Raw genomic sequence first — 15,347 nt, 5'->3', positions numbered from 1 at the left:
CGGTTTTTTTAAACAAATTGGAATGGGTCGGTATTTACTTCAGAAGGAAAAATTTCGACTTCATAGCCAGCACCGTGGCACATTTTTTGAAGTGTCTTCGTTAACCCTTGCTTCATCACTTTTTCCACGTTATGACCAGGATCGACAATATTTAAGCCTTGCATCATCGCATCATGCGCAGTATGGTAATAAAAATCACCAGTTACGTAGACATCTGCCCCTTTAAACTTGGCATGGCTGAAATATTTGTTGCCATCACCGCCTAAAACAGCCACTTTGTTAACCTTTGCCGTTAAATCTCCGACAACACGAACTGCTTCAACCTCTAAGTCCGTCTTAACTTTTTCGGCAAATTCCTTTAAAGTCATTTCTGGGATGTTACCAATTCGCCCCAACCCTAATGTCTCTCCCTTATTATCGAGCGGGTAAACATCATAAGCCACCTCCTCATACGGGTGAGCTTTAATCATCATGGAAAGGGTCTTCTTCAGCAGGGTCTCAGGAACAATCGTTTCGACGCGAACTTCATCAACAACTTCCAGCTTCCCCGACTGGCCAATAAAAGGATGGGTCTCAGCCCCCGGCATAAATCTGCCGGTTCCCTCAGCAGAGAATGAACAATGACTGTAATTTCCAATAAAGCCGGCACCTGCTTCGCCAAGAACCTGGCGAATTTGCTCTGCATGACTTCGGGGAACAAAAACAACCAGTTTTTTATACTTTTCAGCAAATGTTGGCACTAATACTTCCGTTTCTTCAAGACCTAACGCTTCCGCTAGCCAATCATTCACTCCGCCGGTGGCAATATCAAGATTGGTATGGGCAGCATAGACAGCGATATCAGATTTGATGAGTTTCGCCATCATCCTGCCCTGAACCGTGTCAGTAAGAATATTTTTTAATGGGCGAAAAATGGGTGGATGATGGGCAATGATTAATTGAACATCTTTTTCGATGGCTTCATCGATCACATTTTCCAGCACATCGAGGGCAATCATGACACGCTCTACCTTTCTGTTGAGTCGTCCGATTTGTAAACCAATTTTATCTCCTTCCATTGCCAATTCTTTAGGGGAAAATTTTTCAAATAATTGAATAATTTCATGACCATTAGGAATTTTCATCTTGTAAAACCTCCTCAGCCAATTTGATATTATGTATTAATTCTTGCTTTTTTTTCATTGTTTCAGGCGTCTCCGCTGCTTTTTCAAGCTGGTGATAAATGCGCTCCCAATTTTGCTTTTCAGCCAGCCACTTTTTCCTAAAAACAGAATTTTTTTCTTTCGCCAGATGTGGACCAAATAACAAACCCGCATCCAGGTTTTTATCATAAGGAGCTAAAGGCTCTCCACCTTGTTCCGCGACTAGTACTTCGTAGATTTTCCCATCCTCTTCAAGAATTTCTTCAGCACAGAGGACCCAGCTATTGTCCAAACACCATTTGCGAATCGAAATGGCTCCGATATTGGGTTGTAAGATTAACCTTTTAACAGAAGTAAGCTTTTTCTTGCCCCTGTCCAAAATACTTGTAATTAATGCTCCTCCCATTCCTGCAATTGTGATAGTATCAACTTCACCTGGCTGGATCACATCAAGTCCATCTCCCAGCCGGACGGAAATCACTCCAGACAATCCTTCTGCCTTAACATTCCTCTCCGCTGATTGAAACGGACCAACTGCCACTTCACCGGCAACTGCATAGGCAATGCCGTTATTTTTCGCTAAATAGCAGGGTAAATACGCATGGTCGGAACCGATGTCTGCCACTTTGGCTCCGTTGGGGACATATTTAGCCACCGTTGCTAACCTAGCTGATAATTTATCTGTATTCAACAAATCCACCACACTTTTTAAATACTAGTATAAGAAAGGTCCTTTACAGATGCAAAGGACCTTTTTTCTTTATAAACAGTTATATTGAGATTATTTTAATTTAGAAACCCATTCAGCCATTGTATCAACTTGATCTCCTTTTAAAAGTCCGGGGGGCATACCGGTACCTTTACCATTAACAAGGATATTTTTTACCTCATCCTTTGATAGCCCAGTCCCCTTTAATGATGGGCCTACTACGCCTTGATATTGATCACCATGACAACTTGCACAAGTGGATTTGTAAATATCCTCTGGATTTGATGCAACTGTCTCTGTTTTCTCAGTGCCTTTCCCCTCACCTTTGGCCACTTCTTTCATATCACCAAGACCTTTGAATGACAACAGGAACATCAGTGCAATCCCAAAGACCATGATGAGAATGAAAGGAACAACTGGATTTCGTTTCATGATAAAACCTCCCTTATGTACGTAAACATGTTCTTTAAATATAAATCCTCCCACAAACACTATCTATTTTACTTGAAAAGCTGTCAAAGGAAAAGACCTAAACTTATTTAATTGAAATAATCTTTTAAAAATATCTAAAACAGCCCCTATTTTCCAAAAAAACAATATCTAGGAAAAAGTTCAAGGGACCATTTGCAAAGTGAGAGACAATTCAGTAAAATAATCTTAATAGTAAACAAATAAAAAAGTTTACTCCGTTGCCGAAGTAAACTTTGGATCCATACATGTCTATTCTAAAAAGTCTTTTAGGCGTTTGCTGCGGCTAGGGTGACGCAGTTTTCGCAAGGCCTTTGCTTCAATTTGCCGAATACGCTCGCGGGTGACACCAAATACCTTTCCGACTTCTTCCAGTGTCCGAGTCCGGCCATCATCGAGACCAAACCGGAGACGAAGGACGTTTTCTTCACGGTCTGTTAAGGTGTCAAGGACATCTTCCAACTGCTCTTTTAATAGCTCATAGGCAGCATGTTCAGAAGGGGAGGTGGCATCCTGATCTTCAATGAAATCTCCTAGATGGGAGTCATCCTCTTCACCGATTGGTGTCTCCAATGAAACAGGTTCTTGAGCAATTTTTAAGATTTCTCTAACCTTATCCGGTGTTAAATCCATATCTTCGGCAATTTCCTCCGGAGTTGGTTCACGGCCAAGATCTTGCAGTAATTGCCGCTGTACCCGAATAAGTTTATTAATCGTTTCGACCATATGAACCGGGATACGGATGGTTCTTGCTTGATCCGCAATCGCTCTGGTAATGGCCTGACGAATCCACCATGTAGCATAAGTACTAAACTTAAATCCTTTTCGATAATCAAATTTTTCAACGGCTTTAATGAGGCCCATGTTTCCTTCTTGAATTAAATCGAGAAACAGCATTCCCCGGCCGACATAGCGCTTTGCAATACTTACAACCAGGCGAAGATTTGCTTCCGCAAGACGCCGCTTTGCTTCTTCATCTCCCTGTTCAATACGATGCGCCAACTCGATTTCCTCTTCGGCCGAGAGCAGGTTAACGCGGCCAATTTCCTTTAAGTACATACGAACTGGATCATTAATTTTTACACCTGGCGGGACGCTTAGATCATTCAAATCAAATTCATCATCGTCTTCTTCTTTCGCTAAATCTTTGATGCTTGGATCCTCATCATCGCCATCACCGACTAATTCAATTCCCTGATCACCAAGAAACTCATAGAATTCATCCATTTGATGTGAGTCTAAATCAAAATGCGACATTTTTTCAGCAATATCATCATAGGCAAGGACGCCGACTTTTTTTCCTACTTCTGTTAATTGTTGTTTCACCTGTTCTAAGGTCAATTCATTCTCGACCTCCTGTGACCGGGCTGATTTTTCAGCAGCCATAGGAAACCCTCCTTCCAAAATCAAAGACAGTAAACTAAATCTATAATGATTTACGCAATTGAATAATTTCATTTGCAATAATAGCTGCTTTTAAATAATCCTTTTGCCGTTCTGCCTCTTTCTGTTTTTCCTCTTTTTCCTTTATCATTAACATTTTTTTGTAATTCAACACCTGTTTGATATAATCAGATAATTCCTGGTCGGTTAACTCTTCATTAATCGACAACATTTCAATATTTGCAACCATTCTTCTAAGATTATCATCTTGTATATAGGTTAAAAAGGCAGCAGGATCTGGTTGTGAGTGCTCTTCATAAAATTCCAGCAGATAAGTGACAATTGCCTGATGCTCATCAATATTAAATGTATTTCCTGCAAGCAAATCCTGGACTTTATATACCATGTCACGATCTTTTAGCATATGAGCAATTATATATTGCTCTGCAGAATAATGGGCAGGTTTTAATTCTTTTGCTTGTCTAGGGATAACAGCAGGTTTAAATGGCTGCCCGGTTTTTCCTTTGGCTTTCCTTTTTTCAGCAAAGTAATATTGCTTTTGCTGCTGCTTTAAAGCATCTAATGAAAGAGAAAATTCATCCGCCAACTGCCGTAAATAATGATCTCTTTCCACTGCCATTGGCAATTTGCTGATTTCTTTTATTATTTCTTCGATATAGTTTAGCCTATCTCCTTCATTTTGCAGGTTTTTTCCCCTGCGGAAATAAAGAAATTTAAAGCCCATCCAGGTTAAACTGGCCTCAATCACTTCGTGACGAAATTTATCGGGGCCATTTTTTTTAATGTACTCATCCGGATCCATACCTTCAGGCATCAGCGCAACTTTTATCTCAAAACCAGCATCCTGTAAATGCAATCCTGCGCGATATGCCGCTTCAATCCCGGCATTATCGGAATCATAACAAATAATCACGGATTGGACGCCTTGACGTAACAGCGAAATATGCTCATCCGTCAACGATGTACCCATTGTGGCAATGCCGTTTTCGACCCCAGCACGACTTGCTGCTATACAATCGGCAAAGCCTTCAAATAAAACGGCATGACGCAATTTTTTGATACTGGATTTTGCCTGATGATAATTGTATAAAATTTTGCTTTTATTAAAGATTGCCGTTTCGGGACTATTTAAATATTTAGGGTCTTCGCCCCCAAGCGATCTCCCGGAAAAAGCAATCGTATTTCCATTTCGGTCAAATATTGGAAACATAATTCGATCTCTGAAGCGATCAAAAAATGTTCCATCTCTCTCACGCTTTATGATAAGTCCTGCTTTTTCCATTAATTCAGCGGAGAAATTTCTTTTTAAAAGAAAATGGGCGACAAAGTCCCAAGAGTTTAGCGAATAGCCTAGTTGAAATTGATCGATTGATTCCCGGCTAAAACCTCTTTGATAAAGATACTCCAACGCATGCTGACCTTCTTTTGTATTGACCAGCAAATGATGGTAAAATTTACGTAACAGCTCATGAGCATCTTTCATTGCTTGCAGCTCTTTAGACTGTTTATTCTCCGTTTGTGCGATGTTTAGCTTGATCTCAAGGTCAATATTCGCCCGGGAGGCTAGTTTGATTACGGACTCTTGAAATGAAATGCCCTCTAGCTCCATTAAGAAAGTAAAAACATTTCCACCAGCACCACAGCCAAAGCAATGGAAAATCTGCTTATCGGGTGAGACCGAAAAAGAAGGAGTACTTTCTCCATGGAAGGGGCATAATCCGAAGTAATTTCGTCCCTGTTTTTTTAATTGAACATAGTCACTGATAATTTCAACTATATCTACAGCCTGACGAATTTGGGTTATCTTTTCTTCGGAAATACGTTCTGCCATGAAAACAACTCCATTTTGCTAACAACATTTATTCGACATACATCCGCTAAATCCCTTCAATTTTCGACAAAATTTCATTGTCAATCGCAAACGATCTTCAGATTGAAAAGAATTTGGTCTCTTTAAGGTATTAACATATTCCAGTTGGCCTATGTACTCCCATCTTGATGATCATAGGAAGCCGCATTAAGAGTCCAACTTCATATCCTGAAACAGGTTCGACAATTTCCGCCTTATCCGGACAGGGTTTGGAGTAACCATATAAATTGTCGGAACAGCTTTTTTCTTTTTATTAATTCTACATTACTCTGCATATTCCTTCTTTAATGTCTATTTTTATCATGAAAACATTACAACAAGTGAGTGGTTTAGACATATTTTAGGGGGATTTTATCTAATAAGCATTTTTGTTTTCATGAAAAAGAGAGATAGGATTTATGTCGAATTTTTTAAGAGACAAATATGGTATCTGACTTGACATCTGACAGTAAATAGTTTATTCGTTCCCATGCAAGTCTAAACCTAAAAGATTCATTTTTATCACAATTTTTTATTATAGTATATTTATGATCAATTTGCCACAACTTTTGCTTACTTTTTTCATTAGAAAACACATAATCAAAAGATTATGTGTTAAGCTTTTCCTTTATAAAAATAGCTAAGAATAACATTGGCTGTTTCCTCTACTGCCTTATTGGTTACATCGATAACTGGACAGTTAATTTTGGTCACGACCTGCTCAAAAAAGTCTATTTCTTCTCGAATTCGATTGATATTGGCATAACTTGCTTGATCATTTAACCCTAAAGAAATTAACCTCTCTCTGCGGATATGATTTAATTTTTCAGGGCTGATTTTTAACCCAAAGCACTTTTCTTTCGGTACCCGATAAAGTTCCTCAGGCGGGTCAACCTCCGGCACAAGCGGCACATTGGCGACCTTTAGGCGCTTATGTGCGAGGTATTGCGATAATGGCGTTTTCGAGGTCCTCGATACGCCAATTAACACAATATCCGCTTTTAAAATTCCCCGGGGGTCTCTGCCATCATCATATTTGACGGCAAACTCGATTGCTTCGATCTTTTTGAAATAATCCTCGTCCAGTTTTCTCACAAGGCCTGGCTCAAATAAAGGCGTCTTACCGGTAAAAGCTTGAATATTATCGATGATTGGACCGATGAGGTCAACAGCCACAATTCCCTCTTTTTCCGCCCGCTTTAGCATATATGTGCGCATTTCTGGTTTTACCAGAGTAAATGCGACCATCCCCTTGTCTAATGAGACGAGGGACAATACTTCATCAATATGTTCCTTATCTTCAACATAGGGAAATCGTTTCAAAGTCATTCCGGAGCCGTTAAACTGACTAATAGCTGCTTTCGTCATTAATTCTGCTGTTTCCCCAACTGAATCGGATACGACATAAATAATTGACGTATTCATTCCCTTTCATCATCCCCTCTGAAAAGCAACATTTTATTCTTCGCCCAGAGCAACAAATGCCCTGGTTATATTCGTTTTCGTTATTCTTCCGATTACCTCAAACCCGTGATCTGTCTTTTTAACAACCGGGAGGGCATCAATTTGTTTTTCAATTAACTTTTTGGCAACATCAATTAAAAGGTCCTCCCGTTCACACATCGTGATGTTTGGCATACGCGTCATGATGATATGTACAGGAATGGTTGTCAGTTCCTGTTTTCCAATGCTGGCCCGTAGTAAATCTTTTCTGGATAAAACCCCAACTAAATGCGAACCTTTGTCTACGACGAATAATGTCCCTACATCCTCTAAAAACATTGTGCAAATGGCATCATAAACCGAAACGTTTTCATTTACGACAACCGGAATGGATTGGTATTCTTTCACATAAATTTTTTGCAGATTTTCAGTTAATAATTGCGTTCCTGATTTTCCCGTGTAAAAGTAGCCAACCCGCGGCCTAGCATCCAGGAACCCAGCCATCGTTAAAATGGCTAGATCTGGACGCAATGTTGCCCGAGTTAGGTTTAATTGCTCGGCAATGTGTTCTCCCGTTATCGGGCCGCTTTCTTTGACGATTTGCAATATCTGCTCCTGACGTTTTGTTAGTTCTATTGTCCTCACCACCCATTAGACCATTGAATGTTTCATTTTAATACCTGATCTTTTCATGCAAAAAGCTAATTAGCTCTGTAATTGGCAGGCGAGTTTGTTCCATTGTATCCCGGTCTCTGACGGTTACCATTTTGTCCTCGATGGAATCAAAATCATAGGTGATACAGAATGGTGTACCGATTTCATCGTGGCGGCGGTAACGTTTACCGATGGAACCAGACTCATCATAATCTACATTAAAATGCTCAGAAAGGGCTGCAAAAACTTCCTTGGCTCCTTCAGACAGCTTTTTCGATAATGGCAGAACAGCAGCCTTAAATGGAGCAAGCGCCGGATGGAAATGCATAACAGTTCTGGAAGTGCCGTCTTCAAGTTGTTCCTCATCATAAGCATCAATTAAAAAGGCTAAGGTAACCCGGTCTGCACCAAGTGAAGGTTCGATACAGTAAGGAATATACTTTTCATTTGTGTCGGGATCCAGGTAGTGGAAGTCCTCACCGGAATATTCCATATGCTGTTTTAAATCGTAATCGGTTCTCGAAGCAATTCCCCAAAGCTCACCCCAGCCGAACGGAAACTTATATTCAAAGTCTGTGGTTGCATTACTGTAATGGGAAAGTTCTTCCTCAGAGTGATCGCGGAGTCTTAAGTTATCTTTTTTGAGGCCTAATGAAAGCAGCCAGTTTTCGGCAAATTGCTTCCAATAGTCAAACCATTTTAATTCTTCTCCCGGCTTGCAGAAAAACTCCAACTCCATTTGTTCAAATTCTCTTGTACGGAAGGTAAAATTCCCCGGTGTAATTTCATTTCTAAAGCTTTTTCCAATTTGCGCGATACCAAACGGCAGTTTCTTCCTCATGGTTCTTTGAACATTTTTAAAGTTAACAAAAATTCCTTGTGCCGTTTCAGGGCGCAGAAAAATCTCGTTTGTGCTAGTTTCCGTCACTCCCTGGAAGGTTTTGAACATTAGATTAAATTGCCTGATGCCGGTAAAATCATGACTTCCGCAGTCGGGGCAGGCAATATGATGTTCCTTGATTAATTCTTCCATTTTCGTAAATGGAAGACCATCAACAACCATTTCGATCCCTTTTTCTTCAAGGGCATTTTCAATTAATTTATCGGCACGATGCCGCGCTTTACAATTCTTGCAATCAATCATTGGGTCATTAAAGTTGCCGATATGTCCAGAAGCTTCCCATGTTCTCGGATTCATTAAGATACTTGCATCTAAGCCGACGTTTAACGGCGTCTGTTGGACGAATTTTTTCCACCAGGCCTGCTTTATATTGTTTTTAAATTCAACTCCTAATGGGCCGTAATCCCAAGTGTTTGCAAGACCGCCGTAAATTTCTGAGCCTGGGAAAATAAACCCTCTGTGCTTTGCGTGAGAAACGATTTGTTCCATGGTTACATTCATTTTTTCGATAACTCCTTTTATTGAATTAGTCAATGAAAAAACTCCCGCCTCTATGCTTTTACGCATAGGGACGAGAGTTAACCCGCGGTTCCACCCTATTTGCCGGCAGCTGCCGGCCTCTTTTCATGTAATCAAATTGCTCCGGAACGCCTTCCTTAAGCTTCTATACCCTAGCTCACACCATCCTAGGTTCGCTTTTATAGATTGTGCCTAAGTACTACTTTCCTTCAGCGCAATTATTAATTTTATTGAGTATAATAACCAAAACAAACAATAATGTCAACAAATTCTATAAAAGATTTCGAAAATGGGCCATTGAGTCGAGAAATTTTTTCGATTTCAGATGCAGTCCTGAATATTCGTCATAATAGGCATCGATCACCTTTTTGAGTTCGGCTTTGGTCGTGTCTTTTACAGAGATGCTCCCTAAACGTGACAAATCAAAATAATAAAAGAGCCGCAACAATTTAACAGCAGCTGGTGAAATTTTAAAATGATAGGGGTCATGCTCCAGACAACGATGGCAGATAAACCCGCCTTCACGAATGGAAAAAGAAAAATGTCCGGAAGACTGGCCGCAAACAGAACATTGGTTTAAGACCGGATATAATCCTAATACATTTAGCATTTTCATTTCATAAATATCGATCAAAATATCCGGATCATACCCCTCATTCATTAGATTTAGAGTCTGATATAATAACTCAAAATGAAATGGATTCGGTTTCTTCTCGTCGGTACATTTATCGGTTAATTCAACGATCAGGCTTGCATAGGCGGTTAAAAAAATGTCTTCACCAATCGAACGAAAAGATGTGATGATTTCACCTTGCTGTAAACCGCTTAAACCGGTTCCTTTTTGAATGAGAAAATAACCGTAAGTAAAAAGCTGGGTAATGGAGGAGAGACGGCTGTTCGGCTTTTTTGCCCCTCTGGCCATCACGCCGATTTTCCCCCATTCCCTGGTATACAAAGTGACAATTTTATTGGTTTCACCATAATCAGTTGCTCTAATGACGATGCCTTCACACTTCTGAAGCATAATGTCACCATCCCAAACTAAATAGCCGGGCACGGCACCTTTTACTATAGAAACACTAATCCAGAAACCCACACCTTGCCAATAAGGCGGTGTGAGCAGAGCTAAACTAAACTACATTCAAATTAGAAAATGTTTATTTATATCTACAACTGGTTAGAATGAATTTCTTTATGCGGCGCTCCGCCCCTTTTCAATTAGAAGTGTGCGGCTGCTAGAAAATAGGATTATCCATTTGTGCTAGCTCTTCATTCGAATTACCGGGTATTTCTTGGTTTTCCTTCTCAAGTTCTTTAAAGAGAAGATATGTGTCGATATTACCGGTCTGGGTAAATACTTTCCACGTTAAATCCAACACGAAAACCCCACCTTTCAATTTTTAGACTAGCGTATTTTTGGGTCCTAAAGCTTACAATTATCTTGGCCTGCCCACACTAAAATCATAAGACGTAAATTTTGTAAATGCGGTCCATGCATATTCTTAAAACTTGAGTAATATTCTAGATAGGGCGAACGGATTAGTACTCATCTTCATTAAAGCCGTACTCGCGCAGTTGTGACATTTTATTCCGCCAATCCTTTTGAACTTTTACCCACAATTCTAAAAACACTTGTGAACCAAGCAGATTTTCAATATCAACGCGGGCACGCTTGCCAATCTCCTTTAACATGCTGCCTTTTTTTCCAATAATAATTCCTTTTTGCGAATCGCGTTCGACAATGATTGTGGCCATGACATGAATAATATTCCTGCCCTCTTGCCGCTCAATTTTATCGATCACTACGGCTAAGGAATGAGGAATTTCTTCCCTGGTTAAGTGAAGTGCTTTTTCGCGAATCAGTTCGGAAATGATAAACCTTTCTGGATGATCGGTTACTTGATCTGCCGGGTAATATTGCGGTCCCTCAGGTAAAAACCCTTTAATTTGTTCCAAAAGACGCTCGACATTATTTCCCTCTAATGCCGATATAGGAACGATTTCTTTAAAGGAAAATTTTTCTTTATATGATTCGATTATCGACAATAATTCATCCGGATGAATCTTATCAATTTTATTTATGACCAGAAAAACAGGTGTGTTGATCGTGCGAAATTTTTCAATGATAAATTCTTCGCCACGTCCAAATCCTTCTTCAGCATTTACCATAAACAAAACTAGATCGACTTCTTTAAGAGTGTTTTGGGCCACCTTCATCATAAAATCGCCTAATTTATGCTTTGGCTTATGGATACCCGGCGTGTCGATAAAAATCATTTGGGCATCTTCCTGCGTGAGAACACCTTGTACTTTATTCCGAGTAGTTTGTGGTTTATCGCTCATGATCGCAATCTTTTGACCGATGACCCGATTAAGGAAGGTAGATTTCCCAACATTTGGTCGGCCAATGATGGAGATAAATCCCGATTTATAAGCAGCTCTTTCAGTTCGATTATTTTCCATTTAAATCATCCGCCATGAACGCACCAGGTAATAAATCCTCAACAGTTAGCTCCAAAATATCCCCTTTTAGATTTGTCAGGATCACCTTCATATCTTTAGGACATAATTCAGCCATTACTTGCCGGCAGGCTCCACAAGGGGAGCATGGACGATCTGTATCGGCAACCACAGCGATCATTTTAAAATCCCTGTCGCCTTCTGAAACCGCTTTAAAAATAGCAGTCCGTTCACCGCAATTACACATACTATAGGCAGCATTTTCGATATTACAGCCATGATATACTTTTCCATCCGCAGTTAGCAGGGCAGCTCCTACTCCAAATTTAGAATATGGAACATATGCTTTTTCCCTAGCTTTTTTTGCTTCTTCAATTAGTTGCTCGATTTTCACTAGTCTTACTTCCTTTCCAGCAATAAGCCTGCTGTTTCTATATTTTACATTAAAAATCAGATAAAATCATTACTTGTAGCAAAAAAGTAATAAAAAAATTGGAATTTTCACAAAAGTCTAATTTTGCCCTTGAAATAATTTGCTATGATTTTATCAAAGGCCATTCAATAAACCTATATCATGTGAAACTTCAATCAGCACGTTTTATTACTTGTTAATTCAGGATAAATAACTTTCGAATATACGGGTAATAAATCAGGACGCCGACGATAATCGAGAGGACAGCATATACAAGCACAGCTCCCGCTGCCATGTCTTTTGCCTGCTTTGCCAGCGGATGATATTCCGGACTTGTCAGGTCCACGACTCTTTCAATTGCACTGTTCAATAATTCTAAAGCAAACATGCCTCCGATTGCAAAAAGAATGACGATCCATTCGATTATCGAAATGGAAAAGTAAACAGAAATAAACACCACGACCACCGAGCATAGCAAATGGATCCGCATGTTTCTTTCTTGCAGAAGGCCGATAAAAAGGCCATTTACCGCAAAAGAAAAAGAGCGTAAAACCGAATGAGATTTGTGATTATCGTGTAAGTCCATATTCGTTTAAGATTTCCTTCTGCAGCGTAAACATTTCTTTTTCATCCGCCTCGTTCATATGGTCATAGCCTAGAAGATGCAAAAAACCGTGAACTGCCAAGAAGCCAAGTTCCCGGGCAAAAGAATGACCATATTCCGCTGCCTGTTCTTTCGCTTTTGGTACCGAAATAATAATGTCCCCTAAGACACGGGGCAGCCCAGCCCCCATCACTTCAACCTCTCCTTCTCCCATCTCTTCCATGGCGAAAGAGATAACATCTGTCGGGGCATCCTTATCGCGATATTCGCGGTTAATTTCCTGAATTCGCTCATTCGTCACAAATGTTACGGAAACCTCACTATGCTCCTTAATATTTTGCTTTTGCGCTGCAAAATTTAACAGCCTTTCGATTTCAAGTAATTGCTGCTCCGTCAATTCTTTCGTTTCATCCATAGTATCAATCAGTAAGGTCATGCCTGTTTCACCTTCTTTGTCATTTCTGGATATTCTATTCTTGAATGGAATATCCCCTTTAATGTCTCACATAATGCATGTGTTACGGTGTCAATTTCCTTAAATGTTAAATCACATTCATTAAATTGGCCGTCCTCCAAGCGGTCGGTCACTATTTTTCTTACCAGTGTTTCAATTCCTTCTGGTGTGGGCTGTGATATGGAACGTACAGCTGCCTCGACACTGTCGGCAATCCCGACAACCGCCGATTCTTTTGATTGTGCTTTCGGACCGGGATAGCGATAGGCCGCCTCATCAACATCCGGATCATTTTGCAATGCCTTATGGTAAAAATATTTTAATAAGGTTGTCCCGTGATGCTGTTCAGCAATCTCAATAATTTCCTTTGGCAAATGATGCTTTTTTAATATTTCTGAGCCGTCAGTAACATGAGCAATAATGATACTTGCACTTTTCTCCGGAGGCAGGCGGTCATGCGGATTATCGTGGTGCATTTGGTTCTCAATAAAAAAGTTCGGCCGCCGTGTTTTTCCAATATCATGGTAGTAGCTTCCTACCCGCGCCAAAAGGCCGTTGGCACCAATCGCTTCACAAGCAGATTCTGCTAAATTCGCAACCATCACACTATGGTGATAAGTCCCTGGTGCCTCCATTAATATCTTTCTTAACAATGGATGGTTCGGATTAGACAACTCAATCAGCCTTATAGTTGACAGAATTCCAAAGCTTGCTTCCAGAAACGGCAGGAGTCCAATTGTTAACACAGCAGCCCCAATTCCAGATACAAACGCTGTAATGATATAGTACACAAACTCCAAACCGGTAAATTGTCCATTGGGCAAGTACATAATGGCCACGATGGTTAACAAATTGACAAGTGCCGAGAATGAACCGGCTTGTAAAATCCTCGATCGTTGGTTTCGTTTATTTAAGGCGAGCACTCCTGCCAAGGCGCTAAATAAAATGTAAATTCCCTCAGAAAAATTCAGAGTACCGGCAACACCTTCATTAAACAGAATGCTTCCACAGACGGCAAGTACTAGAGATGTAAGGATAGCCAGTTTTTCATCGATCAAAATTTTGATTAGCATGCCCGCCATAGCTGCAGGAAAAAGATAGCCAATCCAGGAGTAATTAAATACCTGCAGCAAACTGATTATTTTCATGATAAAAATAGACAGGACAAAAGTGATCCCAAACATCAACATGTCTGTTTGTCTTTTTTCCGGCGAAGATTTCACTTGATAAAAATAATAATAGAAACCCAACAGAATGATAAGGATCAGAACCGTTAAGCCAATGAATGGTCTAAAGGATTTTTCCGTTTGTAGCAGACCGACAAGTTTTAATTGACGATAAATTTCCCGATTGATTAATTTTCCCTCTTCCACAATAATTTGACCTTGGAGAATTTTAACCGGCTCAACGCTTTCTGCTGCTTGCCTGCGCAGCTCCTCGGTCGCTGCCGGATCATAGAATTCGTTTTGAATGACGGCGTATCTCCCCAGTTCAATGGAAGCCCTGCGCAAATCATCATTTAACGTACTATATTTTAATTCTTCCTCCACCCGCTTTTTAGCGTTTTCCACTTCATCAGCAGGAATCCGTTTTGTCATCACATTGTTAATGGCCGTCACCGTTAAATCCTTGGCAATGGATAACTCCTGGTTACTCGCTTGGACTAAAGATGAAAAAACCTGATTACTTAAATCTTTATTAACAGTAGAGGTTAATTTACCCTTCAAGCTTTCCACTTTTTCGGAAACACTTGGTTCTTTCTTATCCGCTGCTTTCTTCTGATCTGTTTCATCATTTAATTCCGAAGCAGTATCAAAAATAGAGGTTATTAAATCAACCCGATTTTGGGCATATTCCTTTTTGACAGCATAGACATCCTGTACTTGGTCTCGAGCCTCTTTCCGTTTGATTTCTGTACTTTTTTTATCCTCAACAGTTCCTGGAGAACGAATCGTTTTTTCCGCGATAGAAAACAGGCTTAGATTCAGTTTTTCCGGTTTGACATTATTATACATTGCAGTATATAAGACAATCCCTAAGATGATAAAAAACAGCACCCGAAAAAAAGTTATATCCAGAAGCTTTCGTATCCGTATGAAGTGTTGCTGCAGAAAATCCAACGATCATCCCTCCAACTGAGAATAGCGCAAGCGCCTTGGTCAGTAGCGTATGGCTTGGAGCGCTCCAACTGAGATAAAGGAAACACGAAGAGCGATAGCAATTCGATGTTGACTTATCGTAGGGCGGAGCGTGAAAGACACTAGCTGCTAGGCGCTGGAGCTAGACAATTCTCAAAGTAGAAATTCCAACTCACTTTATGTAAAATAT

At 40.1% G+C, this 15,347-nt stretch carries 15 protein-coding genes and 1 other annotated feature; all 15 genes read right to left on the bottom strand.

Annotated elements, in window-relative coordinates:
- Positions 1-8: 8 nt before the first annotated feature.
- Positions 9-1,124 (bottom strand): Nif3-like dinuclear metal center hexameric protein, encoded by a 1,116-nt coding sequence (locus tag JK635_RS03830; protein ID WP_202652535.1) that lies wholly within the window; start codon positions 1,122-1,124, stop codon positions 9-11.
- Positions 1,111-1,833: a tRNA (adenine(22)-N(1))-methyltransferase gene (locus JK635_RS03825; protein WP_202652533.1), complete on the bottom strand. Its 723-nt coding sequence runs from the start codon at positions 1,831-1,833 to the stop codon at positions 1,111-1,113. The genes JK635_RS03830 and JK635_RS03825 overlap by 14 nt, the downstream gene beginning before the upstream one ends.
- Positions 1,834-1,923: 90 nt before the next feature.
- On the bottom strand, positions 1,924-2,283 hold the full coding sequence (cccA, locus tag JK635_RS03820; RefSeq protein ID WP_202652531.1) for a cytochrome c550: 360 nt from the start codon (positions 2,281-2,283) through the stop codon (positions 1,924-1,926).
- A 288-nt stretch (positions 2,284-2,571) separates the two neighbouring features.
- Positions 2,572-3,705 carry an RNA polymerase sigma factor RpoD gene (gene rpoD / locus JK635_RS03815; protein ID WP_202652529.1) on the bottom strand — a complete coding sequence of 378 codons (1,134 nt, stop codon included), beginning with the start codon at positions 3,703-3,705 and terminating at the stop codon, positions 2,572-2,574.
- 40 nt (positions 3,706-3,745) lie between these two features.
- Positions 3,746-5,554, bottom strand: a complete 1,809-nt coding sequence (gene dnaG, locus JK635_RS03810; protein ID WP_202652527.1) for a DNA primase — start codon at positions 5,552-5,554, stop codon at positions 3,746-3,748.
- A 633-nt stretch (positions 5,555-6,187) separates the two neighbouring features.
- A complete protein-coding gene (locus JK635_RS03805) occupies positions 6,188-6,997 on the bottom strand; it encodes a pyruvate, water dikinase regulatory protein (RefSeq protein ID WP_202652525.1) in 810 nt (269 codons plus the stop codon).
- Between the two features lie 33 nt (positions 6,998-7,030).
- Positions 7,031-7,663, bottom strand: a complete 633-nt coding sequence (gene ccpN, locus JK635_RS03800) for a transcriptional regulator CcpN (protein WP_308078160.1) — start codon at positions 7,661-7,663, stop codon at positions 7,031-7,033.
- 25 nt (positions 7,664-7,688) lie between these two features.
- Positions 7,689-9,071, bottom strand: a complete 1,383-nt coding sequence (locus tag JK635_RS03795; protein ID WP_202652721.1) for a glycine--tRNA ligase — start codon at positions 9,069-9,071, stop codon at positions 7,689-7,691.
- 63 nt (positions 9,072-9,134) lie between these two features.
- Positions 9,135-9,311 (bottom strand) — a binding site (T-box leader).
- Between the two features lie 49 nt (positions 9,312-9,360).
- Positions 9,361-10,113: a DNA repair protein RecO gene (gene recO / locus JK635_RS03790; protein ID WP_202652522.1), complete on the bottom strand. Its 753-nt coding sequence runs from the start codon at positions 10,111-10,113 to the stop codon at positions 9,361-9,363.
- Between the two features lie 211 nt (positions 10,114-10,324).
- Positions 10,325-10,468, bottom strand: a complete 144-nt coding sequence (locus tag JK635_RS03785; RefSeq protein ID WP_202652520.1) for a YqzL family protein — start codon at positions 10,466-10,468, stop codon at positions 10,325-10,327.
- Positions 10,469-10,628: 160 nt separating this feature from the next.
- Positions 10,629-11,552 carry a GTPase Era gene (gene era / locus JK635_RS03780; RefSeq protein ID WP_202652518.1) on the bottom strand — a complete coding sequence of 308 codons (924 nt, stop codon included), beginning with the start codon at positions 11,550-11,552 and terminating at the stop codon, positions 10,629-10,631.
- Positions 11,542-11,943 carry a cytidine deaminase gene (locus JK635_RS03775; RefSeq protein ID WP_202652516.1) on the bottom strand — a complete coding sequence of 134 codons (402 nt, stop codon included), beginning with the start codon at positions 11,941-11,943 and terminating at the stop codon, positions 11,542-11,544. The genes era and JK635_RS03775 overlap by 11 nt, the downstream gene beginning before the upstream one ends.
- Positions 11,944-12,157: 214 nt before the next feature.
- A complete protein-coding gene (locus tag JK635_RS03770; RefSeq protein WP_202652515.1) occupies positions 12,158-12,547 on the bottom strand; it encodes a diacylglycerol kinase family protein in 390 nt (129 codons plus the stop codon).
- Positions 12,531-13,001: an rRNA maturation RNase YbeY gene (gene ybeY, locus JK635_RS03765; protein WP_202652513.1), complete on the bottom strand. Its 471-nt coding sequence runs from the start codon at positions 12,999-13,001 to the stop codon at positions 12,531-12,533. Before ybeY ends, JK635_RS03770 begins: the two co-directional genes overlap by 17 nt.
- Positions 12,998-15,139 carry an HD family phosphohydrolase gene (locus JK635_RS03760; RefSeq protein ID WP_202652511.1) on the bottom strand — a complete coding sequence of 714 codons (2,142 nt, stop codon included), beginning with the start codon at positions 15,137-15,139 and terminating at the stop codon, positions 12,998-13,000. The genes ybeY and JK635_RS03760 overlap by 4 nt, the downstream gene beginning before the upstream one ends.
- Positions 15,140-15,347: the final 208 nt, after the last annotated feature.

Source organism: Neobacillus paridis (assembly GCF_016765675.1).
In the GTDB taxonomy this organism is placed as follows: Bacteria; Bacillota; Bacilli; order Bacillales; family Cytobacillaceae; genus Neobacillus; species Neobacillus paridis.
This window is presented reverse-complemented; position numbering and strand designations above follow the sequence as displayed.

Excerpts from the sequence above, each read along its gene's own strand:
- recO (WP_202652522.1), bottom strand. The coding sequence starts at position 10,113 with ATGCTTCAGAAGTGTGAAGGCATCGTCATTAGAGCAACTGATTATGGT.
- ybeY (WP_202652513.1), bottom strand. The coding sequence starts at position 13,001 with ATGACCTTACTGATTGATACTATGGATGAAACGAAAGAATTGACGGAG.
- JK635_RS03830 (WP_202652535.1), bottom strand. The coding sequence starts at position 1,124 with ATGAAAATTCCTAATGGTCATGAAATTATTCAATTATTTGAAAAATTT.
- era (WP_202652518.1), bottom strand. The coding sequence starts at position 11,552 with ATGGAAAATAATCGAACTGAAAGAGCTGCTTATAAATCGGGATTTATC.
- JK635_RS03805 (WP_202652525.1), bottom strand. The coding sequence starts at position 6,997 with ATGAATACGTCAATTATTTATGTCGTATCCGATTCAGTTGGGGAAACA.
- dnaG (WP_202652527.1), bottom strand. The coding sequence starts at position 5,554 with ATGGCAGAACGTATTTCCGAAGAAAAGATAACCCAAATTCGTCAGGCT.
- JK635_RS03770 (WP_202652515.1), bottom strand. The coding sequence starts at position 12,547 with ATGGACTTACACGATAATCACAAATCTCATTCGGTTTTACGCTCTTTT.
- JK635_RS03795 (WP_202652721.1), bottom strand. The coding sequence starts at position 9,071 with ATGAATGTAACCATGGAACAAATCGTTTCTCACGCAAAGCACAGAGGG.
- cccA (WP_202652531.1), bottom strand. The coding sequence starts at position 2,283 with ATGAAACGAAATCCAGTTGTTCCTTTCATTCTCATCATGGTCTTTGGG.
- rpoD (WP_202652529.1), bottom strand. The coding sequence starts at position 3,705 with ATGGCTGCTGAAAAATCAGCCCGGTCACAGGAGGTCGAGAATGAATTG.